This window comes from Streptomyces sp. A5-4 (genome assembly GCF_051131715.1).
Classification (GTDB): domain Bacteria; phylum Actinomycetota; class Actinomycetes; order Streptomycetales; family Streptomycetaceae; genus Streptomyces.
This window is the reverse complement of sequence record NZ_CP178591.1, coordinates 8,063,882-8,086,762: the sequence shown is the minus strand read 5'-3', so window position 1 is coordinate 8,086,762 and position 22,881 is coordinate 8,063,882. Positions and strand designations below refer to the sequence as shown.

General features: G+C 71.9%; 20 protein-coding genes and 2 pseudogenes. 11 read left to right on the top strand and 11 right to left on the bottom strand.

Going from position 1 to position 22,881, the window contains the following annotated elements:
* Window positions 1–22: 22 nt before the first annotated feature.
* On the top strand, window positions 23–2,080 hold the full coding sequence (locus ACLLJJ_RS37800; RefSeq protein ID WP_434599224.1) for an MDR family MFS transporter: 2,058 nt from the start codon (window positions 23–25) through the stop codon (window positions 2,078–2,080).
* Between the two features lie 65 nt (window positions 2,081–2,145).
* Here ACLLJJ_RS37800 and ACLLJJ_RS37795 read toward each other — a convergent pair.
* Window positions 2,146–2,807 (bottom strand): annotated as a pseudogene (locus tag ACLLJJ_RS37795) (PucR family transcriptional regulator); the annotation flags it as partial.
* Between ACLLJJ_RS37795 and ACLLJJ_RS37790 the strand changes: the two are divergent.
* Window positions 2,718–2,918: a hypothetical protein gene (locus tag ACLLJJ_RS37790; RefSeq protein ID WP_434600705.1), complete on the top strand. Its 201-nt coding sequence runs from the start codon at window positions 2,718–2,720 to the stop codon at window positions 2,916–2,918. The pseudogene ACLLJJ_RS37795 and the gene ACLLJJ_RS37790 sit on opposite strands and share 90 nt — an antisense overlap.
* 298 nt (window positions 2,919–3,216) lie before the next feature.
* Here the strand turns inward: ACLLJJ_RS37790 and ACLLJJ_RS37785 are convergent, their stop codons facing one another.
* The 4 genes from ACLLJJ_RS37785 to ACLLJJ_RS37770 all read right to left on the bottom strand — a co-directional run bounded on the left by ACLLJJ_RS37785 (window position 3,217) and on the right by ACLLJJ_RS37770 (window position 6,976).
* On the bottom strand, window positions 3,217–5,157 hold the full coding sequence (locus tag ACLLJJ_RS37785) for an NAD-binding protein (RefSeq protein WP_434600633.1): 1,941 nt from the start codon (window positions 5,155–5,157) through the stop codon (window positions 3,217–3,219).
* A gap of 69 nt (window positions 5,158–5,226) precedes the next feature.
* Window positions 5,227–6,012, bottom strand: a complete 786-nt coding sequence (locus ACLLJJ_RS37780) for a cytochrome c oxidase assembly protein (protein ID WP_434599223.1) — start codon at window positions 6,010–6,012, stop codon at window positions 5,227–5,229.
* Window positions 6,009–6,461 (bottom strand): DUF2243 domain-containing protein, encoded by a 453-nt coding sequence (locus ACLLJJ_RS37775; protein ID WP_434600632.1) that lies wholly within the window; start codon window positions 6,459–6,461, stop codon window positions 6,009–6,011. Before ACLLJJ_RS37775 ends, ACLLJJ_RS37780 begins: the two co-directional genes overlap by 4 nt.
* Window positions 6,462–6,553: 92 nt before the next feature.
* Complete coding sequence (locus tag ACLLJJ_RS37770) at window positions 6,554–6,976, bottom strand: YchJ family protein (RefSeq protein ID WP_434599222.1); 423 nt, start codon at window positions 6,974–6,976, stop codon at window positions 6,554–6,556.
* Window positions 6,977–7,175: 199 nt separating this feature from the next.
* Between ACLLJJ_RS37770 and ACLLJJ_RS37765 the strand changes: the two are divergent.
* Window positions 7,176–7,970, top strand: a pseudogene (locus ACLLJJ_RS37765) (FAD-dependent oxidoreductase); the annotation flags it as partial.
* A gap of 3 nt (window positions 7,971–7,973) precedes the next feature.
* Here ACLLJJ_RS37765 and ACLLJJ_RS37760 read toward each other — a convergent pair.
* A complete protein-coding gene (locus ACLLJJ_RS37760; RefSeq protein ID WP_434599221.1) occupies window positions 7,974–11,273 on the bottom strand; it encodes an NACHT domain-containing protein in 3,300 nt (1,099 codons plus the stop codon).
* A gap of 108 nt (window positions 11,274–11,381) precedes the next feature.
* Window positions 11,382–12,347 (bottom strand): helix-turn-helix domain-containing protein, encoded by a 966-nt coding sequence (locus tag ACLLJJ_RS37755; RefSeq protein WP_434599220.1) that lies wholly within the window; start codon window positions 12,345–12,347, stop codon window positions 11,382–11,384.
* A 52-nt stretch (window positions 12,348–12,399) separates the two neighbouring features.
* On the opposite strand from ACLLJJ_RS37755, the gene ACLLJJ_RS37750 reads away from it, so the two are divergent.
* Entirely contained in the window at window positions 12,400–12,810 is a 411-nt protein-coding gene (locus ACLLJJ_RS37750; RefSeq protein ID WP_434599219.1) for a cupin domain-containing protein, read from the top strand.
* A gap of 34 nt (window positions 12,811–12,844) precedes the next feature.
* Here the strand turns inward: ACLLJJ_RS37750 and ACLLJJ_RS37745 are convergent, their stop codons facing one another.
* The gene (locus tag ACLLJJ_RS37745) at window positions 12,845–13,174 is read right to left on the bottom strand and encodes a hypothetical protein (RefSeq protein ID WP_434599218.1); all 330 of its coding nucleotides are present in this window, start codon (window positions 13,172–13,174) and stop codon (window positions 12,845–12,847) included.
* 192 nt (window positions 13,175–13,366) lie between these two features.
* On the opposite strand from ACLLJJ_RS37745, the gene ACLLJJ_RS37740 reads away from it, so the two are divergent.
* The 4 genes from ACLLJJ_RS37740 (at window position 13,367) to ACLLJJ_RS37725 (ending at window position 18,244) form a co-directional block, all read left to right on the top strand.
* Complete coding sequence (locus ACLLJJ_RS37740; protein ID WP_434599217.1) at window positions 13,367–14,647, top strand: VWA domain-containing protein; 1,281 nt, start codon at window positions 13,367–13,369, stop codon at window positions 14,645–14,647.
* Window positions 14,647–15,438, top strand: coding sequence for a hypothetical protein (locus tag ACLLJJ_RS37735; RefSeq protein WP_434599216.1), 792 nt, complete (start codon window positions 14,647–14,649; stop codon window positions 15,436–15,438). Before ACLLJJ_RS37740 ends, ACLLJJ_RS37735 begins: the two co-directional genes overlap by 1 nt.
* Before the next feature lie 245 nt (window positions 15,439–15,683).
* Entirely contained in the window at window positions 15,684–16,982 is a 1,299-nt protein-coding gene (locus ACLLJJ_RS37730; protein ID WP_434599215.1) for an MFS transporter, read from the top strand.
* 41 nt (window positions 16,983–17,023) lie between these two features.
* Window positions 17,024–18,244, top strand: coding sequence for an anhydro-N-acetylmuramic acid kinase (locus ACLLJJ_RS37725; protein WP_434600631.1), 1,221 nt, complete (start codon window positions 17,024–17,026; stop codon window positions 18,242–18,244).
* Between the two features lie 26 nt (window positions 18,245–18,270).
* Here the strand turns inward: ACLLJJ_RS37725 and ACLLJJ_RS37720 are convergent, their stop codons facing one another.
* The 3 genes from ACLLJJ_RS37720 to ACLLJJ_RS37710 are packed head-to-tail and all read right to left on the bottom strand — an operon-like array spanning window position 18,271 to window position 20,234.
* On the bottom strand, window positions 18,271–19,080 hold the full coding sequence (locus ACLLJJ_RS37720; RefSeq protein WP_434599213.1) for an SAM-dependent methyltransferase: 810 nt from the start codon (window positions 19,078–19,080) through the stop codon (window positions 18,271–18,273).
* A 57-nt stretch (window positions 19,081–19,137) separates the two neighbouring features.
* A complete protein-coding gene (locus tag ACLLJJ_RS37715; RefSeq protein WP_434599212.1) occupies window positions 19,138–19,374 on the bottom strand; it encodes a DUF397 domain-containing protein in 237 nt (78 codons plus the stop codon).
* Window positions 19,374–20,234 (bottom strand): helix-turn-helix domain-containing protein, encoded by an 861-nt coding sequence (locus tag ACLLJJ_RS37710; protein WP_434599211.1) that lies wholly within the window; start codon window positions 20,232–20,234, stop codon window positions 19,374–19,376. Before ACLLJJ_RS37710 ends, ACLLJJ_RS37715 begins: the two co-directional genes overlap by 1 nt.
* A 199-nt stretch (window positions 20,235–20,433) precedes the next feature.
* Here ACLLJJ_RS37710 and ACLLJJ_RS37705 point away from each other — a divergent pair, with 199 nt between their 5' ends.
* From ACLLJJ_RS37705 to ACLLJJ_RS37695, 3 genes are all read left to right on the top strand, one after another.
* Complete coding sequence (locus tag ACLLJJ_RS37705; RefSeq protein WP_434599210.1) at window positions 20,434–20,874, top strand: ATP-binding protein; 441 nt, start codon at window positions 20,434–20,436, stop codon at window positions 20,872–20,874.
* Window positions 20,868–21,293: a hypothetical protein gene (locus ACLLJJ_RS37700; RefSeq protein ID WP_434599209.1), complete on the top strand. Its 426-nt coding sequence runs from the start codon at window positions 20,868–20,870 to the stop codon at window positions 21,291–21,293. The genes ACLLJJ_RS37705 and ACLLJJ_RS37700 overlap by 7 nt, the downstream gene beginning before the upstream one ends.
* Before the next feature lie 206 nt (window positions 21,294–21,499).
* Window positions 21,500–22,738, top strand: a complete 1,239-nt coding sequence (locus ACLLJJ_RS37695) for an SGNH/GDSL hydrolase family protein (protein WP_434599208.1) — start codon at window positions 21,500–21,502, stop codon at window positions 22,736–22,738.
* Window positions 22,739–22,881 lie beyond the last annotated feature (143 nt).

Sequence of the window (22,881 nt, the reverse complement as noted above, 5' to 3'; positions counted from 1 at the left end):
CGCCCGGTGTGAGGGTGCAAGGGTGACCACCACCAGCGGGACCCGCCCGGCCGCGCCGCCCGCGGAGCCGCCCGTGCTCGACAGACGGCAGCGCAATATCGTCTTTGGGACGATCATGCTCGGGATGCTGCTGGCCGCGCTCGACCAGACCATCGTGGGCACCGCGCTGCCGACGATCGTCTCGGAGCTCGGCGGCGCGGCGCACATGTCGTGGGTGGTCACCGCGTATCTGCTGGCCGAGACCGTCGCCACCGTCCTGGTCGGCAAGTTCGGTGATCTCTTCGGCCGGAAGGTGGTCTTCCAGGTCTCGGCGATCATCTTCATCACCGGTTCATTCCTGTGCGGCCTGTCGGGCAACATGACGATGCTGATCGCCTGGCGGGCGATGCAGGGCATCGGCGCGGGCGGCCTGATGGTCACCTCGATGGCGCTGATCGCCGATGTGATCCCGCTGCGCGAACGCGGCAAGTACCAGGGCGCGATCGGAGCGGTATTCGGTATCGCCACGGTGATCGGCCCGCTGCTCGGCGGTCTCTTCACGGACCATCTGACCTGGCGCTGGGCGTTCTACGTCAATGTGCCGATCGCGATCGTCGTGGTGATCGCCGCCGCCCGCAACATCCCCGCCGTCCGCTCCGCCGCGAAACCCGTCATCGACTATCTGGGCATCGCACTCGTCGCGGTCGGCGCCAGCGCGTTGATTCTGGCGACGAGTTGGGGCGGCAACGAGTACGCGTGGGGCTCGGGCGTCATCATCGGCCTGTTCGCGGGCGGGCTCATCTCGCTCGCCCTGTTCTGCGTCGTCGAGACGCGCGCCGCCGAACCGATGCTGCCGATGCGGCTGTTCTCCAATCCGGTCTTCACGGTCTGCTCGGTCCTCAGCTTCGTCGTGGGCTTCGCGATGCTCGGCGCCATGACGTTCCTGCCGACCTTCCTGCAGTACGTCGACGGCGACTCGGCGACGATCTCCGGCGTACGCATGCTCCCGATGGTCCTCGGTCTGCTCATCGCGTCGATCTTCAGCGGCAATGTGGTCAGCAAGACGGGCCAGTACCGGATCTTCCCGATCGTCGGCTCGCTGGTGATGGGCGTCGGCCTGTATCTGCTCTCGCTGATGGGCGCGGAGTCCAGTGCCTGGCTGGAGTCGCTCTACATGTTCGTGCTCGGTGTCGGTATCGGCCTGTGCATGCAGGTGCTGACGATCGCCGTGCAGAACACCGTGGAGTACACCGACCTCGGCACGGCGACCTCCGGCGTGACCTTCTTCCGTACGCTCGGCAGCTCGTTCGGGACCGCCGTGTTCGGCACGATCTACGCCAACTCCCTCGCGCCCAACCTCAAGGAGGGAGTCGCTGAAGCCGCGCGGGTGGGCGGCGGGGCGGACCCAGCCGCCGTGGCCAAGGCCGCCCAGAGCCCGGCGGGGCTGCATACGCTGCCGGGCGCCCAGGCCGAGCCGATCATCTCGGCGTACGCCGACTCGCTGCACACCGTCTTCCTGTGGACGGTTCCCGTCGCCATCGTGGGTTTCCTGGTCGCGTTGTTCCTCAAGCAGGTCAAGCTGCGCGACACCGCCCGCGCGGGTTCCACGAACATGGGTGAGGGTTTCGCCTCGCCGAGTTCGGGTGATTCGTCGAAGCTTCTCGAACTGTCCGTCGCGAAGATCCTGCAGAAGAAGGGCGACCACACGGCGCGGCGCGTCATCAACGCGTCCGACACCAGGCTGGACATCGCGGGGGCCTGGGCGGTCATGCAGGTCACCCTGTTCACCCGGCTGGTCGGACACGCCAGCCTCGGCCTGATCGCGACCCGCCGCAGTATCCCGCCCGAGGTACTGCTCCCGGTCTTCGACCGGATGGTGGACGAGGGCTACCTCACCCGTGACGGGAACCTGCTGTCGCACACGGCGGCCGGAGAGCGCGAGGCCGAACTGATCGCGAAGGCCTGGGCCCAGTGGCTCGGCGAGCAGTTGGAGCAGGACGGCGGGCGGCCCGGCGGCACGGAACTGCTGGCCGCCGTCGACGCGATCGCCAAGCGGCTGCTCGCGGAGGACCTCGCGCACTGGGTGCCTGCCGGGCGCTGAACGGCCGGCCCTCAGACCGACTAACCGACCCCGGCACCGCGGGCCGGATCCTCAGTCGCCGGGGGCGCGGCGCGCAGCACCGGGCCTTCGAGCTCCATCCGGTCGGCCAGTTCAAGGGCGCCGACCGCCTCTTCGTACGAGTGGACCACGCCGCCCGCGCCCGGCTGCGCACGGCCGATCACGACCCGGCCGTCGTCGGTGGCCGCGTGTGCCTGCTTGGCGAGGTGGGCCAGCACATCGGCCTGGTCGCCGGGCACGATGCGGATCAGCCGGCCGTCCTTGGTGGCGAGCAGGGTGCGTCGGTCGGCGAAGCGGCCGATGAGCTCGCCGTCCACCCGGCGGGTCACGGCGTCGGTGTCCTCGTACGCCTCGTCGCCCTCGGCCACCGCGACGGCGTGCTCCTGCGAGAGCCGCAGGCCGAAGCGCTCGGCGCGAGCGGCGAGGCTGCCCAGGTCGCTGCGCCCGTGCGGCAGGTCGTCAATGAACTCCCGCCGGGCGGCCTCCTCCTGACGCACCGCCATACGCTGCGCCCGCTCGTATCCCTCGGCGAAGGCGTCGACCGCCTGCTCCACGGCGGCCAGCACACACTGTCGGCCGAGGCGGCGGCTCCCGGCCAGGCAGCCCGGGTGGCGGCCAGATGCTTGATGACCAGGGCGCGCGGTCCGTGCCCGGCGTCGGCGGCCTGTTCCCCGAGGGCACGGCGCGAATCCAGCTCGTCCCTGGTCAGGCGGCGGTCGGTGACGGCGACCTCCGTCAGCATGCGGGCATAGCCGTCCAGGTACTCGTCGGACACTTCTCGTGCTGCCACGCGCTCCCCCGGATCTTGCCGCACTCCTGACCCGAGCATAAAGACAGCCGGAATCCGGCCAGGTGGGCGGGTTCGTCCGCCCACGGGACGCGGGGCCCGGGAGGAAGCGGTCGGGCCCGGGTCGGTCGCGGGCCGGTTTCGGGTCGGTCGCGGTTCGGATTCTGGGCGAATTCGGGAATGGCCGGGCCCCGCCGGACGGTTGGGACTGTCGGACCCCACGCTCCCGCCGGTGGCCGAAGACGCATGCGCCACCCTCTGGACCGCACGCCGACGAGCGTGGTCCGGAGCTGCCGTACAGGGGTCGGCAGCTCCGGACCACCGCGCGGGATCAGAGCGCCCCCGCGCCGGGCTGCGGAACCGGCCGCCCGCCCAGGACCTCGGCGAGGCCGCGGCGGGTGGCGGCGAGGACGACCCGGTCCTCGGGGCGCAGTACGTAGCCGGGGTGCAGGTCCCAGATCAGGCGGGGCGGGGTCCGACTGGCACCGGCGCCTTCGCCGTCGTCGGCGCGGGCCGCGCTCAGGTCGGTGCGCCGGTCGTCGGGGGTCGCGGTATCCAGGGCGAGCAGCCGCCACGCACCGGAGCTGAAGGCCTCGGCGACCGTACGCCCCTCCAACTGCGGCAGGCCCGCCACCTCGACGGCGGCGAACAGCAGGACCCGGCGCTCCACCGGTATGGCGCCCAGGATCTGGCGCCCCATCATGGCTCCGGCGAAGGCGGGCGCCGCGAGGTGGGAGACGCTGCGGCTGCGGGTCAGGGCGCGCGGGTGGGCGGCGCGCAGGGTGCGGTAGACGGCGGTGGCGAAGTCGTCGTCGTACAGCCGCAGGGCCACGCGCAGGTCGGGCTTGACGGAGCGGCCGTACAGGGCCGCTTCGAGGTTGGTGGTGTCGATGCTGGTGAGGGCGAGCATGGAGTGCGCGCGGTGGATCTTCGCGGCCTCCAGTACGCCCTCCTGGGTGACGTCGCCGATCACGGTCGGCACCCGCAGCCGGCGAGCCAGCGCGATACCGCGCGCCTCCGGGTCCTCCTCCACGCACACCACCGGGATGTCGAGTTCGCGCAGCCGGGCCAGTACGCGGGTGCCGACCTTGCCGAGCCCGAGCAGGACGACATGGCCGGACATGCCGCGCGGTGGGCGGCGTAGCCCGGAGGCGCTGCGCAGGGCGCCCAGCGCTTGGAGGACGGCGGCGAAGAGCACCGGGAGCAGCAGCATCCCGGCCAGTCCGGCGAGGAGTTGCAGGAGCTGACGGTCGAGCGGTTCACCGACGGCGGGGTCACCGATGCCGAACAGGTCGAGCAGGGTGATGTAGGCGGCGTGCACCGGGACCTCGTCGGAGGTGGCCCAGGAGGCGACGGCCAGGCCGAGGACGGCGGCGGCGAGGCCGCCGAGCGCCCACAGGAGACGGCGGGAGAGGAGGGAGGCGATCGGTACCCCGCGGCCCGCGAGCGGCCCGGACAGCGGTGCGGTGGTCGTGTGGGAGACGGCTTCGAGGACGATGGTGCCCCGGCCCGTCGCTGCGGCGACACTGCGGTCGTCGGGCAGCAGCTGCGGCCCGTCGCCGCTGCGCTCGGAGCCCTCGCTGCCCGCCGGGTCGGTGGTGGTGGAGGACAGCAGCGCCAGGGTGCACAGCCCTGGGTCGGCGACCTCGCCGCGCGCGGGCGGGTTGCGTTCGACGGCGCGCAGCAGCAGCCCGTCGGCCTGGACGATCTTGCTGGTGCCGGCGACGGCGGTGGCGGCCAACGCGGGCGCGGCGGTGTCCGCATCGGACAGGACGGTGGTGGAGGCGTCCAGGTCGGCGATGTCGAGGCCGGGCGCGGCGACCGCCGCGGCCTGGTCGAGCAGGTCCTCCAGGTGCTGGCCGAGCTTGCGGTTGTAGAGCCGGATGACCAGGCGCAGCCGGGGGTTGAGGCGGCGGGCGGTCAGTGCGGCGCGGATATTGGTCTCGTCGTCGTCATGGACGAGGGCGAGCGCGGTGGCCCGTTGCACTCCCGCGTCGGCCAGGACGGTGTCGTCCACGACGAAGGCCTCCATGAGCCGTACCGGGTCCGGCGGTTCGCCGTCCCCGTCCGGAGTCGGGGCTGTTCGGTTCATGGCGGCGGACACCCGTCCGAAGAGCGCGGAGGTGCGGCCGGGCACCCGGCCGGTGACCGGGTCCGGGGGGTTGCGCAGGTCCCGGGCGGGTGGCACGACGAGGGTGACCCGCGCCCGGTACACCTCGGACAGCTCGGCTGCCAGCCGGTGGGCAAGCGCGTCGTCGCCACTGACAATCATGTGGTGCTCGCGGGGGCCTTGTTGGCCCTGATGGGGAAGTGAGGACACGCCCCCAGGGTGCCCTGTCGGTCAAGGCGCGCGGAACCCGCGTCGATCACCGGGCGGGACGGGAGGACGGGGTGCGCGGGCCCGGCCGAGTGCCCGCCCTCCGGCCCGGTACCACTCGCCCACCAGGGCGAAGGCCAGGGCCACTTCGATCACGTCCCCGCCGTAGTACATGACCTGCGAGGCGACACGCAGATCGGCCGACCCGTACGCCGTCCCGGGCGGCCCGGCGGCGTACAGCGACTTGGCGAGCACGGCGTGCGCGGCCGAAGCGGCGACCAGGGTCACCGCGCGCAGCGGGAATCCGGCGCGGTGACGCACCGGGTCGAGGGCGAGCACGGCGAAGGTGAACAGGGCCCCGGAGGCGAAGAGGTGGGCGTGCAGCAGGGGGCCGTGGTGGATGTACGGCGGGACGGGGGCCCGGTAGAGCAGCCACAGCCCGCCGACGTTGACCAGCGCCGCGACCGGTGGCCACGCCAGCGCCCCGGCGGGCCGGGACCGAGTCAGTGCCAGCAGTTGGCGCCGGGGCGCGGGCGGCAGCGTGCGCAGTGCCAGCGTGACGGGCCTGCCGAGGGCGACGAGCAGGGGCGCGGCCATGCCCGAGCCGAGATGGCCCGCCATGTGTCCGGTGAACGGCGGCCAGTCCGTGGCCCGGGGCGCGCCGAGCGCCGCGATCATGACCAGGCCGCCCGCGCAGAAGGCGACATCGCGCGAGCGCGGCCAGCTGTCCCCGCGCCCGCGCAGCCGCGCGGCCCCGGCCAGGTGGCCGAGGCAGCCGACCAGTACCGCGGCGATCAGGACCGTGGTCAACGCCGGTCCATCCGGCGCGACTTGACCAGCAGTGTCGCGCCGGCCGCCAGGAACAGTACGGCGACGACATTCCAGGTCCAGTCGTACGGAGCGACATCGACGCCGTACCTGATCTGATGGATCTCCAGGACCTTGTGCTGGAGCGTGCCGTCGTACAGCTGGAACCCGCCGAGCCCCAGGCACACTCCGCCCCACCAACCCGGCCGTACCAGGGCGTCCCGGCGGCGCAGGTCGGCGTAGAGGAAGAGCCCGGCGACGACGGCGAACCAGCCGCCGGCGTGGAAGATCCCGTCGGAGACCAGGCCCATGTCCGGGGTGGATCTGTCGTAGAAGTGGTGCCAGTGCAGGAGTTGGTGGAACACCGTCTCGTCGATGAACGCGGCGATGCCCACCCCGGTCAGCGCACCGCCGGGCACCGATCGCCGCCCGGTCGTCCTGGCGTTGCCCATCTCCGGCACGGGACCCACCTCCGCTCGCGTGGTCGGGCTCAGGCCAGTACCCCGGGCGGAGCGGACCGTAACGCGGCGGTGCGCGAGTTGGCTCAGTTGGTGAAGACGGCGTCCAGATACACCCATGCGCCTTCGTGGCGCACGAAGCGGCTCTGCTCGTGGAGTTCGCCGGTTTCGCCCTGGCGGGCGTAGTGGGCGCGGAAGGTGACCGTTCCGGTGGTGTGGAAGGCGCTGCCGTCGGTCGTGGCCAGGATCTCCAGGCCCGTCCAGCGCGTGACGGTGTCCAGGTCGAGGGCGGCGGGCCTGGTGTCGGGGTGCCAGGTGCGCAGCAGGTACGTCGCGTCCTGGGCGGCGAACGCGCTGTAGCGGGAGCGCATCAGCAGCTCGGCGGTGCGCGCGGCCGTGGCGCCCGCGTGCAACCGGCCGCAGCATTCGCCGTACGTGGCCGGGAGCCCGCAGGGGCACGGCGAGGCAGCGGTGAGGGGCGGGCGGCGTGGGCTGCTGCGTCGGGGCATGCCCCTATTCTGCCCGCGGCACGCGGGGCCTTTTCGCGCCAATGTGCGGGTGGGCCCGCACGCGCCTTCCGGGTCTGCGGGGGCGGCCGTATGCTCCTGCGCCTGACGCGGCTGTTACCGAGGGTAAGGGGGGCGCGGCATGGACCGGGCCGAGCACGGCGGGATCACGGACAGCAGGACGGGCACGGGCAGCACCCCGGTGAGCGCCGATCACTACATCTCGGCTCTGCCCGTCGAACACGCGCGGCCGACCTGGAGCGCCGCGATGCGGGCGGCGGACCCGCAGTTGGCGCGCTGCGACCGGCTCCAGACGGACTGGATGACGGGCATGCAGTTCCACCTGACCGAGCGCACCCCCATCCTGCACGGCCATCTGAACTGCATCGACTCCCCCTGGTCCCTGACCGCCATCGCACAGGCCCAGCACTGGCCCGGCCGCGACTTCCCCGTCGACTACGGCGACGGCACGGTCGCGGACTGCCTGTCGGTGGACATCTCCGAATGGGACAAGCGCGGGATCCTGTACGGCAAGACCGCCAAGCAGTGCACCCGTGAGGAGGTGGCGCGCGAGGTGTGGGCACAGCTGAAGGCCGCGATCAACGACACGGGCGAGGTCGTGCTGCGGGATGCCACGCTGCACTCGTGGTTCCTCGACCCGGGGGTGGACGGAATCGGCACGCCGAACCCCACCAACGAGGACGAGTTGCTCATCCACCCGGTGGGTACGCTGCACAACCGCCCGGCGGCGGCGACCAGGATCCCCAACTTCTATCTCGCGGGCGACTATGTGTCCGTGTCCATCGACCTGGCGACGATGGAGGGGGCGAACGCGTCGGCCCGCGCGGCGGTCAACGCCCCGCTGGAGCGGGCCGGTTCGACGGAGGCACGGTGCACCATCACGCCCCTTTTCCGGCCTCCGGCGATCGAGTTCCTGAAGCGGCACGACCGGACGCGGTACCGGCTGGGGCTGCGGAACGCGCTCGACCTGGGATGAGGGTCAGACGGGGCCGGGCCGGCCGGGGGCGTGACGGCGGGCCAGGTCTGCCACCCTGGCCCGGACTTGCGGCGGGACCGCCCGCACATCGTCGTCGGACATCCGGTCCATCAGCCCGAGGATCTGCGCGCCGAACAGTTCAAGCGCCCAGCCCGACCCCCCGCTCTCGGCCCAGAGAGCCAGCACCAGGGCGGGGGACTCCATCTCCAGTGCGTCGATGCTCCGCCGCCAGTAGCTGAGGAGCAGAGTGCGGTACTCGCCGGACGCACCGGAGTTCAGCGCCGCCACCGTGACCCGAGCGACCAGTTGCAGGCCTCTTGCGTCAAAGAAGTTGTCCGCGAACAGGACCCCCAGCAGATCCGTCACCACCGCCTCCGGGAGCGCGGGCGCTTCGGTGACCAGTTGCCCGAGGACCAGCAGGATCGCGGACCGCCGCGTCTCCATGTCCATGACCCCCCTGAGATGGAGGAAGGGCAGGCAACGTTCGTACAGAGCCACCAGTTCTTCGTCCCGGACGCCCAGCCGACTGCCCAGCCACAGCGACGTCAGACTGTGGGCGAGGGAGGTGGCGGTGCCGGTCTGCGAAGAGCCGACGAAGCTGGTGACGGCAGGACCCAGCCATTGGAAGAGCGGGTCGACGGCGTGCATCACCACGGCGTCGTTGGTGCCCCCGGACACCGCCATCTTGTGCCGGATCTGATCCGGATAGGGCCGTGACCAGCCGGTGCTGCCGCCCCGGTCGGCGTGACCCGGCGGTCGGCCGTACAGCCAGTAGGCGTCGACCGGCTCCGGGGAATCGAGGCCGTCCTCGGCCGGCCGGATGTCGAGCTCGCGACGGTCGCCGTTCCAGGTGTGGCGGATGCTCAGAGCCATCGCGAAGTCCGTCCACTCCGGTTCGGTGAACGCGGCTCGCCACAGCAGTACCCGGCGGTGCCAGATCTGCGCCGGGTTGGTCTCCTCGGGAAACACTTCGCTCGCTTTGACGCCGCCGGTGACCAGCAGGGTCAGCATCATCAGATTCGCGCCGTACAGGCCGTGCCGCGACGACGTCGCCCGGACACTGGGCCGGTACTCGGCGAACCGGTGCTCGGTCCGGTTGCGGTGGTCGGCCATCACGGTGACGAGGAGCTCACCGAGGCGCCGCCTGTCCTGCGGGGCGATGAGGCGGATACGGGCGCCGACGAAGCGGAGCATCTGGCGGGACGAGAGCGGCGCGTAGGACAGCAGGACGTACAGCAGGTCGTCGTCGACACCGACACGGCTGAGAGTCAGCGCGGGACGCTGGTCGAGCAGTCCTTCGAGGAGCTGCACGGCGAGGCGGGCGGCCAGGTACTCGCCGAAGGTGGCATGCAGGAACTCGTACGTCGCCAGCCGCTGGTCGTCCCGCAGCGCCTGCGCCCGCTGGACGAAGAAGAACCGGCCGAGTGCGATCTCGGCAGGGCCGAGCCGCGCCCGGAAGTCGGTCGTGGCGGGTTCGCTGCGGCCGAGGAGCGCGACGAGGTCCAGTTCGAGCTCGGCCGAAGTGATCCACTGGCGACGGCGGTTGAGCATGCCGAAGGAGATCAGGGAGAGACGTTGGAGCTCCTGCTCCACCCGGGCGGCGAGCTGACGCCCACTCAACGTCCTTTCGGACTTCCCCACTTCACGCACGGCGAAGGAGGCGAGCAGCTGCTCGTACAGTTCCGCCTCACCCAGCGGCTCGTCCCCCTCGGCCCCGCACTGCAGCGCGTTCGCGCCGGCGTCGTACAGGGCCAGCATCAGCAGGAGCAGCGGCTGGGAGGCGAGCGCCTGGTGGCGGGCGGCGACGGCGGCCGACAGGGGACGCAGCCCGTTCGACGTCAGATAGGGCTCGTTGAGCCGGTTCCACCGGTCGAGCCAGCGCTCGATCTGCTGCTGCCTGAAGGGTTCCAGGCGCAGCGCCACCACGCCTTCCGGGTAGCGCGCGCGGTCCGCGACGGCGGTGCGGCTGGTGACCACGGCGAGCACCGGGCGCCCCTGGTCCGCCTCACGCTGCTGGAAGCGGGCCACCGACAGGAGGTAGTCGGACTGGCTGACGCCGGTGGCCTGGAGCAGTTCGTCGAAGCCATCGAAGAGCAGGACGGGAACGGCTCCTTCCGCCGACCGGATCAGCTCCGGCCAGGAGGCGCGTTCACCGGTCAGGGCCCGGACGGCGTACTCGATCTGATCCTGTACGTCGGCGTCCGCGGGCACTTCACGCAGAACGATCCGCACGGGCAGGAACCCGGCCGCGGGCAACCGGGCGGCGAGGATCTTGGTCAGGACGGACTTGCCGGCGCCGGGCTGGCCGAGGACGACCAGGGGCGCGGTGGTGGAGGCTGGCGAGGTGAGGGCGCCCGCCAGGTATTCGGTGAGGTCGGACCGTACGGGCACGTCCTCCCACCACTCCTCCGCGGCGGGCGTATGGGCACCTTCGCTCACGGCCCGGACCCGGAAGTCGGGGTCGACGTACCCCTCGCCCAGGGTGGGGAAGCAGACTCCGGTGGGGGCGTCGCCCTCGGTGAGGATCGGCTTGAGGAGAGCCGCCCGGTAACCGGCGGCGAGACCGGCCGACACATGGGTGAGCGGGCGGACGGCGGTCAGGCCCGCCAGGGCCGTCTCGATTCCGGTGAGCGCCTGCCGGAGGCCGTCCCGGGTGGCCTGGTGCTCGACCTGGCCGGACCAGAATCCGAACTCCGGTACCTCCAAGGCCAGTTGTGCGTACAGCTCCTGGTATCGCCGGACGGCCGCCGCACACACCCGGTCCAGCAGCACCGCGACGACCGCGCCACTCTCCGTCTCGTCCATCCGGTCCCAGGCCGCCAGCCCCCGCATGAATCGGACCAGTGTCATGGCGAGTGTCATGTACCAGCTGTGCAGCTCGCCGATGATCTGCTCGGTCGGCAGATGAGGGGCGGGCTGCGGAATGCCGCTGGCCGCCAGGGCGAGGACGAAGCCGTTCGCGCCGTCCGATCCGCCGGCCAGTCCGATCTGCTCACGGCGGGTGAGGCCCATATCCGCCAACTCGAAGGGCAGTTCGGCCTCGCCCAGGGCTTCGAAGTAGGCGGTGACGACCAGCACGGCGTGCGCCGCCGCGAGCCGTTCGGTGCGCTCGGCGCGCTCCGACGATCCAAGCCTCTCCCGCAGCCCCGCCGTCAGGTCACGGCCCAGCCGTAGCACTCTCCCTTGCGCATTGGCCAGGTTGAGCACCGCGTCACTGACCCCGCCCGTCGCCATCGACAGCGCTCCGCCGAGCGCCTGGTCGGCCGCGGCCAGTCCGGCGCTGTCACCGCCGAGAATCGCCACCGCGTCGCCGTAGCTGAGAAGTTGTCGCCCCCGCACCGCGTTCCCCCTGCTCGTGTGCCGTGTCGCGGATACGGTCTACCACGCGCCCCCGCTCCCCCGGGGCCCGTTTCAGCTCCCGGCGGCAAACCGCTCGCGGTACGCGCTGGGGGTGAGCCCGGTGCGCCGCCGCAGCTGCGCGCGCAGGTTGGCCGCCGTCCCGAGCCCGCTCGCCCGCGCCACCGCCTCGGTGCCCAGCTCGCCACGCTCCATCAGGCGGCAGGCCAGCACGACGCGCTCCGCGGTGAGCCAGGCCAGTGGAGTGGTGCCGAGCTGCGCACGGAACCGGCGGTGCAGGGTGGCCGGGCTGACCGCCGCCCGTACGGCCAGACCCGTCACGGTCAGCGGCGTGCCGAGCCGCGCCCTGGCCCACTCCAGCAGCGGGCCGAGCGTGGTGTCCGGGGCGGTGGGCAGCGGGTGCTCGACGAACTGGCGCTGGCCGCCGTCGCGGTGGACGGCGAAGACCAGTCGGCGGCTCACGGCGGCGGCCACCTCGGCGCCGTGGTCGCGGCGCACGACGTGCAGTCCGAGGTCGAGGGCGGCGGCGCTGCCCGCCGCGGTGAGGAGGTCGCCGTCGTCCACGAACAGCACGTCCTCTTCGAACCGGACGGCGGGAAAGCGGGCCCGGAAGGCGTCCGCCCACTGCCAGTGCGCGGTCGCCCGGCGCCCGTCGAGTACCCCGGCCTCGGCGAGCGTGAAGGCGCCGCTGCAGAAGCCCACCAGGCGGGCACCTCGGGCGTGCGCGCGGCGGATCGCGGCGAGCACGGCCGGGCGGCGCGGCACTTCGGTGTCCGGCCGGTTGGGCACGATCAGCGTGTCCGCCGTGTCGACCTCCTCCAGACCGGCGACACCGCCCAGCGTGAAGAAGCCGTCCCGCATCAGGGTGCGCGGCTCCGGAGAGCACAGGGCGAAGTCGTACAGCTCACGTCCGAGCTCGGGCCTGCGCAGGCCGAAGACCTCGGTGGCGCAGCCGAGCTCGAAGGGGTTCGAGTTCTCGTCGACGATCACGACGACCCGGTGCGAGGAATCTTGCGGCATGTGCGATTCCTAGCACTCACGCGCGGTGTGCGCCAGGTCCGAGGATGAGGTCATGAACACCGAGGCAACGCACCAGCCGGCCGACCCGATCGCCCTCACCGACGCACTGGGCTCCTTCGACGCCCTCTGGAGCCCGCGCATCGTGACCCGTGTCAATGACTACGACGTCCGCGTGGCGAAGGTCGCGGGTGAGCACATTTGGCACGTGCACGCTGACACGGACGAGTTCTTCCAGGTCATCGATGGCGAGCTGACCATCGGCCTGCGCGAGGAGGGCGGGGAGCGGTCCGTGGTGCTGCCCGCCGGGTCGGTGTTCGTCGTCCCGCGCGGCACCGAGCACAGGCCGTCGTCGGCGCACGGTGCGTCGATCCTGCTGTTCGAGCCGACGGGCACATCGACGGTCGGCGACCGCCACGACCCGGTGCCGGCGCACGTGGACGCGACGACGGGCCACCAGCTCTGAGGGCGGCCGTCGGCCTCCCCACCCCCGCAGCGCCCTACGCCTCCCACGCCACCCGACGCTCCCCGTCCGGGTCCTCCGCCACCTCGGGCCGCGCCCCCATCAGCATCACTGCCCGCCGGTCCGTATCGTAGCCCGGCCAGCCCGCCCGCCCGGTCCGGACCAACTCCACAACCGCGTCCTGAAGCGCGGCGGACGCCGCCCGGTCCTCGTCGCGCATCGGCATGAAACCGTCCGCCGGCTCACCGCCCAGCGAGCAGAGGTCGAAGTCGGGCTCGCGGCTCGACAGGCAGGGGATGTCGGCGGCGTGTGTCGGCCCCAGGACGTCGTACGGAGCCATCGGCGGCGCGTGGTCGAAGCGGTGCATCCACACCTCGCCGCCCGCGCCCAGCTGTGTCTCGGCGAGCCGGACGGACTGCCTGCCGGTCGTGCGGCCAGATGTTTACACGTGTCAGCGCACACCCTACGCCGTTGCGGACGCCGACCCACCGAACCGGCCCAGGTCCACCGTCGACCAGCCGGTTTGGGGGCGGAAGACGATCTTCAATAGGATCCGGCGATGATCACAAGAAAACGGCTGGCGGCCGGGGCTCTCACCCTGCTCGCCGCCCTGGCCGCCGGGCTCGCCCCGGTCGGCACCGCCGCTGCCGCCGACGAACCGGCCCAGCAGGAGTCCCCCAAGGTCGAGTTGGTTCTCGACGTCAGTGGTTCGATGAAGGCACGGGACATCGACGGCAGGTCCCGGATGGCCGCCGCGAAGCAGGCGTTCAACGAGGTGATCGACTCGGTGCCCGACGACGTACGCCTCGGCATACGCACGCTCGGCGCCAACTACCCCGGCGACGACAGGAAGATCGGCTGCAAGGACACCAAGCAGCTGTATCCGGTCGGCCCGTTGGACAGGACCGAGGCGAAGACCGCCGTGGCCACCCTGGCTCCGACCGGTTTCACGCCGATCGGGCCGGCGCTGCTCGGCGCGGCCGACGATCTCGAAGGCGGGGACGCCACCCGCAGGATCGTGCTCATCACCGACGGCGAGGACACCTGCGGTCCGCTGGACCCGTGCGAGGTGGCGCGCGAGATCGCCGCCAAGGGAACCCACCTGGTCGTCGACACGCTCGGCCTCGTCCCGAACGCGAAGATCCGCCAGCAGCTGACGTGTATCGCGGAGGCCACCGGCGGTACGTACACGGCGGTCCAGCACACCGATGAACTGTCGGGCCGGGTAAAGCAGTTGGTGGACCGCGCCGCCGAGCCCGTGGTCACTCCGGTGGCGACCGAGGGCGCTGCCGAGTGCGCGCAGGCCCCGCAGCTCAAGCCGGGGCTCTACACCGACCGCGAGAAGTTCTCCGAGCACCGCTGGTACCGGGTGGATGTGCCGCCGGGTCAGGAACTGCGGGCCTCGGTGAGCATCGGCGCCGACCGCGCGGTCGACCGCGACTACGGCGTACTGCTGCGGGCGGTGACCACGCACGGCCGGGAGATCGTGCGCGGCTCCGAGGCCGGTGACGGTCGTACGGATGTCATCTCGACCGGACTGCGCTATCCCAAGCCGCCGCTCGAAGACTCCGACGAGGGGGTCGAGCCCCCGCCGGAGAGCGTGTGCCTTCAGGTCAGCAACTCCTTCGCGGCGCCCGCCTCGGTCAAGACCACGCCCGGCCTGCCCATCGAGTTGACCGTCGACCTGGTCGACGGGCCCGACGAAGCGGCGGACGTGGCGTCCTTCGGCCTCGGCAACGGCTGGTGGCTGCTCGGTGTGCTCACGCTCACCGGTCTCGCGGCCGGCCTGCTGTGGGGCTGGATCTCACGCTGGCGCTTCGCTGCTTGGAGGACCAACTGATGGGCACGAAACATGCGTTGACGGGCGCGCTCATTGCCGTCACGGCACTGCTCACCGCGACACCGGTCGCACTGGCCCAGTCTCCCGCTCCTTCGCCGAGCGAGAGCGGAAGCGGAAGCGGTGAAGAGGCCGCGCCGACCGAGGCGGGCACCGGCTTTCGTACCGCGACGAGGATCCGGCACGACCAGCGGGCCACCGCCGACGCGTCCACCGGCGACTACCTGTACTGGGTGTTCTCCGCCGAGGCGGGCAGGTCGGCCACCGTCCGGGCCACGGTGAAGCTGCCGGACCCCGCCGCCCGGCACGGCGCGGTCAACTGGCGGCTCGACGTCTACGACGGCCTGCGCCGCCGCCAGGCCTGCACCTACGGCAGCAACTCCAGGTCGGCGCCCAAGGAGGCCGAGTCGGTCGAGCTGACCTGCCATCTGCGTACGGTCCGCGCCTGGGCCGAGCCGTGGGCCAACGACCCGCTGCCGGGCAACTACTACCTGCGGCTGACGGTCGGTGAGCTTCCTCAGGAGGACCTCGGCCTGCCGGTGCGCGCCGAGGTCGAGGCGACCACGACGGACGCGGGCGGCTCGCACGCGGTGGACGGCGCGCTGTCGGTCCCGCTGGTGCCCGGCGCGTCCGACGAGAAGGTCGCCGAGGCGGCCGGATCCGCGTCCGACCGGTGGTCGTCACGCTGGCTGTGGACCGTGGGCGGCGGCGTGCTCGGAGCGATCGCCGCGCTCGCCGGATACAGCCTGACGCGCGGCTCGGGCCGCCCTTCGCGGGTCCCGCGAGCCGTCTGACCGCGCACGCGCGCGTGCTGCCCGCTCACCGGACCGGCCGAATTCCGGACCGGTCCGGTGAGCGGGAGCCGGTCCGGTGATTGACTGCCGGTCCCGTGATCGGAAGCCGGTCCGGTGATTGGCTGCCCGTCCCGTGGTCGGGAGCCGGTCCGGGATTGGGCGCCGGCCCCGTGGCCGGGTGCCGGGCCGGTGATTGGCCGCCCGTCCGGTGATTGGGAAGGAACGCCTGCTGGAAGCCTCTCGCCATGGTCACTCCCGCGCCCGCGCCGACTCAGCCACCCCGACCGCGCCGAGCGCTGGCGGCGGGATCCGTGGGCAACTTCATCGAGTGGTACGAATTCGGCGTCTACGGGTACTTCGCGACCATCATCGCGACGCACTTCTTCACCCCCGAGGGCGGCAGCGACGTCGAGGGGCTCGTCAAGACCTACGCGTCCTTCGCCCTGGCGTTCTTCTTCCGCCCCGTCGGCGCCGCGGTCTTCGGGCGGGTCGGCGACCGGATCGGCAGGCGCCCCACGCTCATCCTGGTCATCTGCCTGATGACCGGCGCCACGACCCTGATCGGCGTGCTGCCGACGTACGCCACCATCGGCGCCGCCGCCCCCTGGCTGCTCACCCTCCTGCGCATCCTCCAAGGCCTCTCCGCGGGCGGGGAGTTCGGCGGGGCGGTGTCCCTCATGACGGAGTTCGCCCCGCCTGGGCGGCGCGGCAGGTATGGGGCATGGCAGTCGTTCACGGTGGCGCTCGGACTGCTCGGCGGCGCGGGCATGGCGGCACTGCTGGCGACCGCGCTGAGCGAGGAGCGGCTGAACGACTGGGGCTGGCGGGTGCCGTTCCTGCTGACTCTGCCGCTCGGACTCGTCGCCCTGTGGCTGCGGCTGCGCCTGGACGAGACCCCCGCCTTCACGGCGGCGGCCGGTGGCCGAAGCGTGCCGGTGCGGCCCCCCGTGGGCGAGACGGCCCGGGCCATCGCACTGGGCGCGGGGCGGCTCATGGGCTGGTCGGCCGCGGGCTACACGTTCCTCGTCGTCCTCCCGTCGTACCTCCAGAGCTCCCTGGACGCGACGTTCCAGGAGGCTCTGATCGCCACCGTGCTGGCCAATCTCGGCTTCGCGGCCTCGATCCTGCCCGCCGGCCTGGTCAGTGACCGGATCGGGCGGCGCAAGGTGATGGTGGCGGGCGCGGCCCTGGTCGCCGTGCTCGCGCTGCCGCTGCTGAATCTGGTGCAGGACCCCGGCGCCCCGACGCTCGCCAAGGGCGCGGCCCTGTTCGGCGCGGGCGCCGCCGTGGGGCTGATGGCGGGTCCTGGCCCCGCGATGCTCGCCGAGATGTTCCCGACGACCGTCCGCTACACCGGGCTCGGCCTGGCGTACTCGCTGTCCAACGCGGTCTTCTCCGGGTGCGCCGGGCTCATCATCACCGAGGTGGTCAAACGGACCGGCGATGTCGACATCCCCGCCTACTACGCGGCTGCGACCTGCGCGATCAGCGTCCTGGCCCTGCTCACCCTGCGCGGCGACGACCACAAGAAGGCACTGCGATGAGCGCGACGAACGGCAGGAGCGGGACGGACAGGACGGGCACCATGCGGGTGATCGGGCTGATGTCGGGGACGTCGTACGACGCGATCGACGCGGCGGCGGCGGATCTGCGGCTCGACGGCGACACCCTGGTCCTGACTCCGCTCGGGATGCTCAGTGCGCCGTACGAGGGCGATCTCCGTGCGGGGCTGGCCGCCGCGCTGCCGCCCGCGCCGACCAGCATGGCGCAGGTGTGCTGGCTGGACACGCTCATCGGTCAGGCCTTCGCCGCGCTCGCCGTGCGCGCGGAGCGTGAACTGTGCGGCGCACAAGCCGACTTGATCGCCTCACATGGGCAGACCGTCTACCACTGGATCGAGAGCGGGCGGGCCCGCGGCACTCTCCAGATCGGGCAGCCCGACTGGATCGCCGAGGCCACCGGGCGCCCCGTCGTCTCCGGCTTCCGGACCCGCGATGTCGCCGCCGGCGGCCAGGGCGCGCCGCTGGTGAGCATCTTCGACGTCATGTGGCTGCGCGGACGGCCCGGCGTGCCGGTCGCGCTGAATCTCGGCGGCATCGCCAATGTCACCGTGGCCGCCGGCAGTGGTGACCCGCTCGCCTTCGACACCGGGCCCGCCAACGCGCTGATCGACGCGGCCGTCCAGGACCTGACGGGTGGGCGTCTCGCGTACGACGTGGACGGCGGCCTCGCCGCTCGCGGGAGCGTCCATGAGCCGCTGCTGCGCCGGTTGCTGGCGGAGCCCTACTACGCGCGGGCCGCACCCAAGACGACCGGCAAGGAGCTGTTCCATCTACCGTACCTGCGGGCCGCCCTGGCCGGTTTCGACCCGCTGCCGGCCGAGGTCGTCGTCGCCACGCTCACCCGGCTGACAGCGCGCACCGTCGCCGACGCCGTCCGCGCGGCCGGGGCGAGCGAGGTGATCGCGTCGGGCGGCGGCACCCTCAATCCGACGCTGATGGCCATGCTGCGCACCGAGTTGGGCGCGGGGCCGGGTCCCGGCGGCGCGGCGGTCCTGCGGACGTCGGACGTGCTCGGCCTGCCCTCGGCCGCCAAGGAGGCGTACGCGTTCGCCGTGCTGGGCTGGCTGACCGCGCACGGCCTGGCCGGTACCGTCCCGTCGTGCACCGGCGCCCATCGCCCGAGCATCCTGGGCTCGCTGACCCCGGGCCGCGACGGCCTGCGCCTCCCCGAGCCGGCGGCCATGGCCCCCACCCGGCTCACGATCTCTCCCGGCGCACCCCGGTCCACGACGACCCAGGACTGACGTCCGGCGGGCGCCCCGCCTCGCGCTCAGATCTTGCGTGCCACGCCCGCGTACCCGGGGATCGGGGCGTCGCCGGTGACCGGCACGACTTCGCCGAGCGCCGGAAGCCAGTCGGCGGCCAGCGAGACACCGGGCTCCACCAACTCGAAGCCCTCGAAGAACTGGGCGAACTCGTCGCGGGTTCGGGGGCGCAGGGTGAGGCCCTTGGCGCGGTAGAGCTCCCTGGCCTTGACCGCGCCCTCAGGGGAGAAGTCCCCGGTGACGTGCGAAAGGACGAGGTAACTGCCGGAGGGCAGGGGGTCCATGAGGGAGGCCACCAGTTCGTGCGCGCCGTCCTCGTCGTCCACGAAGTGCAGCAGCGCGACGAGCGACAGCGCGACGGGCTGTGTGAAGTCGAGTGTCTTCCCGGCCCGCTCCAGGATGGCGGCCGGTTCGCGCGCGTCGGCCTGGATGTACTCGGTGGCACCCTGCGGGGTGCTGCGCAGGAGTGCCTCCGCGTGGGCGAGCACGATCGGGTCGTTGTCGCAGTAGACGATGCGCGCGTCCGGGGCCGTCTGCTGGGCGATCTGGTGCAGGTTCGGTTCGGTGGGTATGCCCGTGCCGATGTCGAGGAACTGCCGGATGCCGCTCTCGGCGAGCCAGCGCGTCGCCCGGTGCATGAACGCGCGGTTGACCCGCGCCATGTCGCGGCCCCGCGAGTCGAGCGCCAGGAGTTGCTTCGCCATCTCCTCGTCAACGGGGTAGTTGTCCTTGCCGCCCAGAAACCAGTCGTACATGCGCGCGGGGTGCGGCTTGCTGGTGTCGATCACGACAGCGGTGGGGTCCGGCCCGGTCATACGACGCTCCATGGGGTCTCGGTGAGCAGCAGGAGTCAACAGGATCAGGTACTCGGGTCAGGTGAGCAAGAAGTCGGCCTGGCCGGCCTTGGCTCCCTGGATGAAGGCGGCGATCTCACCGTTGGTGTAGATCAGTGCGGGGCCGTCGGGGTCGGCGGACTGGCGGACCGCGACCCGACCGTCGGCCAGCTTCATGGCCTCGACGCAGTTGCCGCCGTTGCCGCCGCTCCATGGCTTGTACCAGCCTTCGGAGGGCAGTTCGGCCGCCGGCATGCCGTTGTATATGGGGTCCATCAGAGCTCCTTGCGGAGATTCTTCAGAATCTCCTTCGTGCGATGTGCGGTGGCGGCCTGTGCCGCCATGCGGTCCATGACTTCGAGGTGGGCTGCCACCTCGGGGCGCGCGTCGAGATACACGGCGCCGGTCAGGTACTCGCTGTAGACCATGTCCGGGAGTTCAGGGACGGCGAAGCGGAAGAGGACGAAGGGCCCGTACGTACCGGGGTGATGGCCGGTCGCGAACTCGGCGACCTGCACGGTGACGTTGGCCATCTCCACGGCGTCGATGAGGCGGTCGAGCTGCGCCGCCTGGACACCCGGGCCACCGACGGGCCGACGCAGGACCGTCTCGTCCATGATCACCCACAGCTTCGGGGCGCCCGGCTGCGTGAGCAGGCTCTGGCGTTCCATGCGCAGGGCCACGTGCCGCTCGATGTCCTCGGGTCTCGTCTGACCCACGGCCCCGGTGCGCATGATCGCGCGGGCGTAGTCCTCGGTCTGCAGCAGGCCGGGGACGAAGTGCGGTTCGTACGCCCTGATCAGCGCGGCGGCGCCCTCCAGGCTGACGTACATGCTGAACCAGTCGGGCAGGATGCCGTGGAAGCGCTGCCACCAGCCCGGCCTGTTGGCCTCCTCGGCGAGCTCGACGAAGGCCTCGGCCTCGGCCTCGGAATTCCCGTACGCCTTCAACAACAGCTGGATGTAGGGAATTTTGAGAGCGACCTCGGCCGTCTCCATCCTGCGGATGGTGGCCGGGGCGACCCGGAGCACCTTGGCGGCCTCATCGCGGCCCAGGCCTGCTCTCTCACGCAGATACTGCAGGCGCTTGCCGAGAACGACCTGGCCCACAGTCGGGGCAGACCGCGGTTCGCTCACTTGGGACCTCCCCTGTGCTGTTGCCGAGCAGTGTGCCACGCACCTGCGGCTAAGGAAATGCCACTGTGGACTTTCCAGAGTGCCCCTTGCCAAGTGTCTCATTCAGAGGGAGAGTTGCCTGGTGTAACACTTCACGCGGATGCCGCGCGCTACCACGGGGGAAGCGCGATCCGGCGCTGCCCCACCGTGAGGATCGCTCGTGGCACCAGGAAACACGCTTGTACCCCGACTCATGGATCGATGTCGGGGTGCGGACATTCGGCGGTACGGGTTCGAGTTACCCGCACGGGCCGAATATGTGTCCCGCGCACGGCGTCTGACCTGTGATCAGCTGAACCACTGGGGCATCGACGAGGACACCCGCGACATCGCGGCGCTGATCGTGTCCGAACTCGTCACGAACGCGGTACTGCACACCGCGAGCGAGCATTTCGCCTGCGAGCTGCGCGACAGTGACGGCAGACTGCGCGTCGCCGTACAGGACCAGGGGCAGCGGCCGATGGGCCCCCGACTGCGCCACGGCGCCGAGGACGAGTACGGCCGAGGGCTGCAGCTCGTGGACACGCTGAGCAGTTTCTGGGGAACGCGTGACGTCGAGGACGGGCCCGGTCGCGTGGTCTGGGCGGAGCTGCCTTGCTGAGGACCGCGATGACCAGCCTGCCGGCCGGCCGCCTCTCGCGGGTACGTCGCGCCGGCCACGGCGGCCGGGTCCGGCTGCCCGTCCCGCCCGACCTGTCCACCCCGCTGGGCTGCGACGCGGTGGGGCTGCCCGCCCGGCACGGACTCAGGCTCCTGTCGCATCTGACGCGTCCCGGCTGCGTCTTCGCCGACGCCGACCTGTGGTGGTGGATCGTCCCCTCCCAGTCGAACCTCGGACTCCCCTGGCCGTCCCCGGCCCGCTATGTCACCGGGGCGTACGTACCGGCCACGCATCCCCGCCTGATCCACTCGCCCGAGGGCACCGCCCCGTACACCCCGCCGATCCCGCTCTACCTGATGGTGTGCCGGCTCGCGGGCACCGCGCCCGTCTGGTCCTCCGCGTCGTGGCGGCGCCCCTGAGGCGGACCGGCGCCGCCGGGACCTCTCGGCGCCGCCGAGACCGGCGCGACCGAAGCACGACGGCCCCGGCATCCGCCGGTTCTCGGACACGCCGTCACCCGAACGACGGCGCGCCCTGGACAGCGCGCGCCGTGGCGGGAGTGAATTCCTCCAGTGCCTTCAGCGGCACCGCCGTGCTTGCACCGTATGGGAGGAACCTCCGCGCCATGAACAGACCGAGGCCGCGCAGACCCGTCGTCCACATCCTGACCGCCGTCGCCGTCGCGGCGAGCACGGTCCTCACGGCCGCGGCGGCGTCCCACGCCGCACCGGCCGCTCCCGCCGCCACCGCCCCCGTCGTCACCTGGGCCGCCAGCACCGACCGGCTCAGCACCGCGGGCGCCGCCCCGGAGCGCACGTACCGCCTCATCGTCCACACCAGCGCCGGCGGCAGCGGGTTGCGGATCCGGCTCTCCAATACCTTCGGCGACCAGCCGGTGACCTTCGGCCGCGCTTTCGCCGGACTGCGGTCCGCCGGGGCCGCGTTGGTGCCCGGCAGCAACCGGCCACTGGCCTTCCGCGGCGCACCGGCGGTGACCGTGGCGCCCGGCGGCTCCGTGTACAGCGATCCGCTGCCCGGCACCGTGCGGGCGCAGTCCGAGCTGGCCGTCAGCCTCTACGTGCGCAGCGCCGGCGGCGCCGCGACCGGCCACAAGATGGCTCTCCAGACCTCGTACATCGCCCCTGCCGGTAACCATGCCGCGGACGTCTCCGCGACCCCGTACACCCAGCAGATCTCTTCCTGGTTCTACCTGGACGCGGTGACGGTGGGCGCCGGGCGCGGCACCGGAGCCGTGGCCACGCTCGGTGACTCGATCACCGACGGCGCCATCTCGACCGCGAACACCAACCGCCGCTGGCCGGACTTCCTCGCCCGCAGGCTGCTCGCCGAGCCGGGCTCGCGCATCAAGGGCGTCGCCAACGAGGGGATCTCCGGCAACAAGATCCTGACCGACGGCTCCGGCGAGAGCGCACTGAAGCGGCTGGACCGGGACGTCCTGTCGCAGCGGGGCGTGCGGACCATGATCCTGCTCGAAGGGGTCAATGACATCAAGGCCACCCCCGCACCGACCGCCGCCTCCCTGATCGCGGCGTACGAGCAGCTCATCGACCGGTCGCACGCGGCGGGCATCTGTGTCGTGGGCGCGACCGTCATGCCGTACGAGGGCTGGCGGGAGTGGACCGAGAGCGGCGAGGCCGTCCGGCAGGAGGTCAACGCCTTCATCCGGCACAGCGGCGCCTTCGACCACGTCGTCGACTTCGACGAGACGGTCGTGGATCCGATGGCCCCGACGCGGATGCTGCCCGCGTACGACAGCGGCGACCATCTGCATCCCAACGACGCGGGGATGCGGCTGATGAGCGACGCGGTGGACCTGGAGAGCCTGGACTGCGCGGGACGGTAGCGGACGCGGGGCCGGGACGGGTCCGCAGGGCCTTGCCCCCGCCCCCGCCCCCTCCCGTGACCGGGGGTGAGCCCTCAGACTCCCTGGGCGCCCTGCGGTCCGGCGTTTACGGACCGGCGCTTACGGACCGGCGCTTACGGACC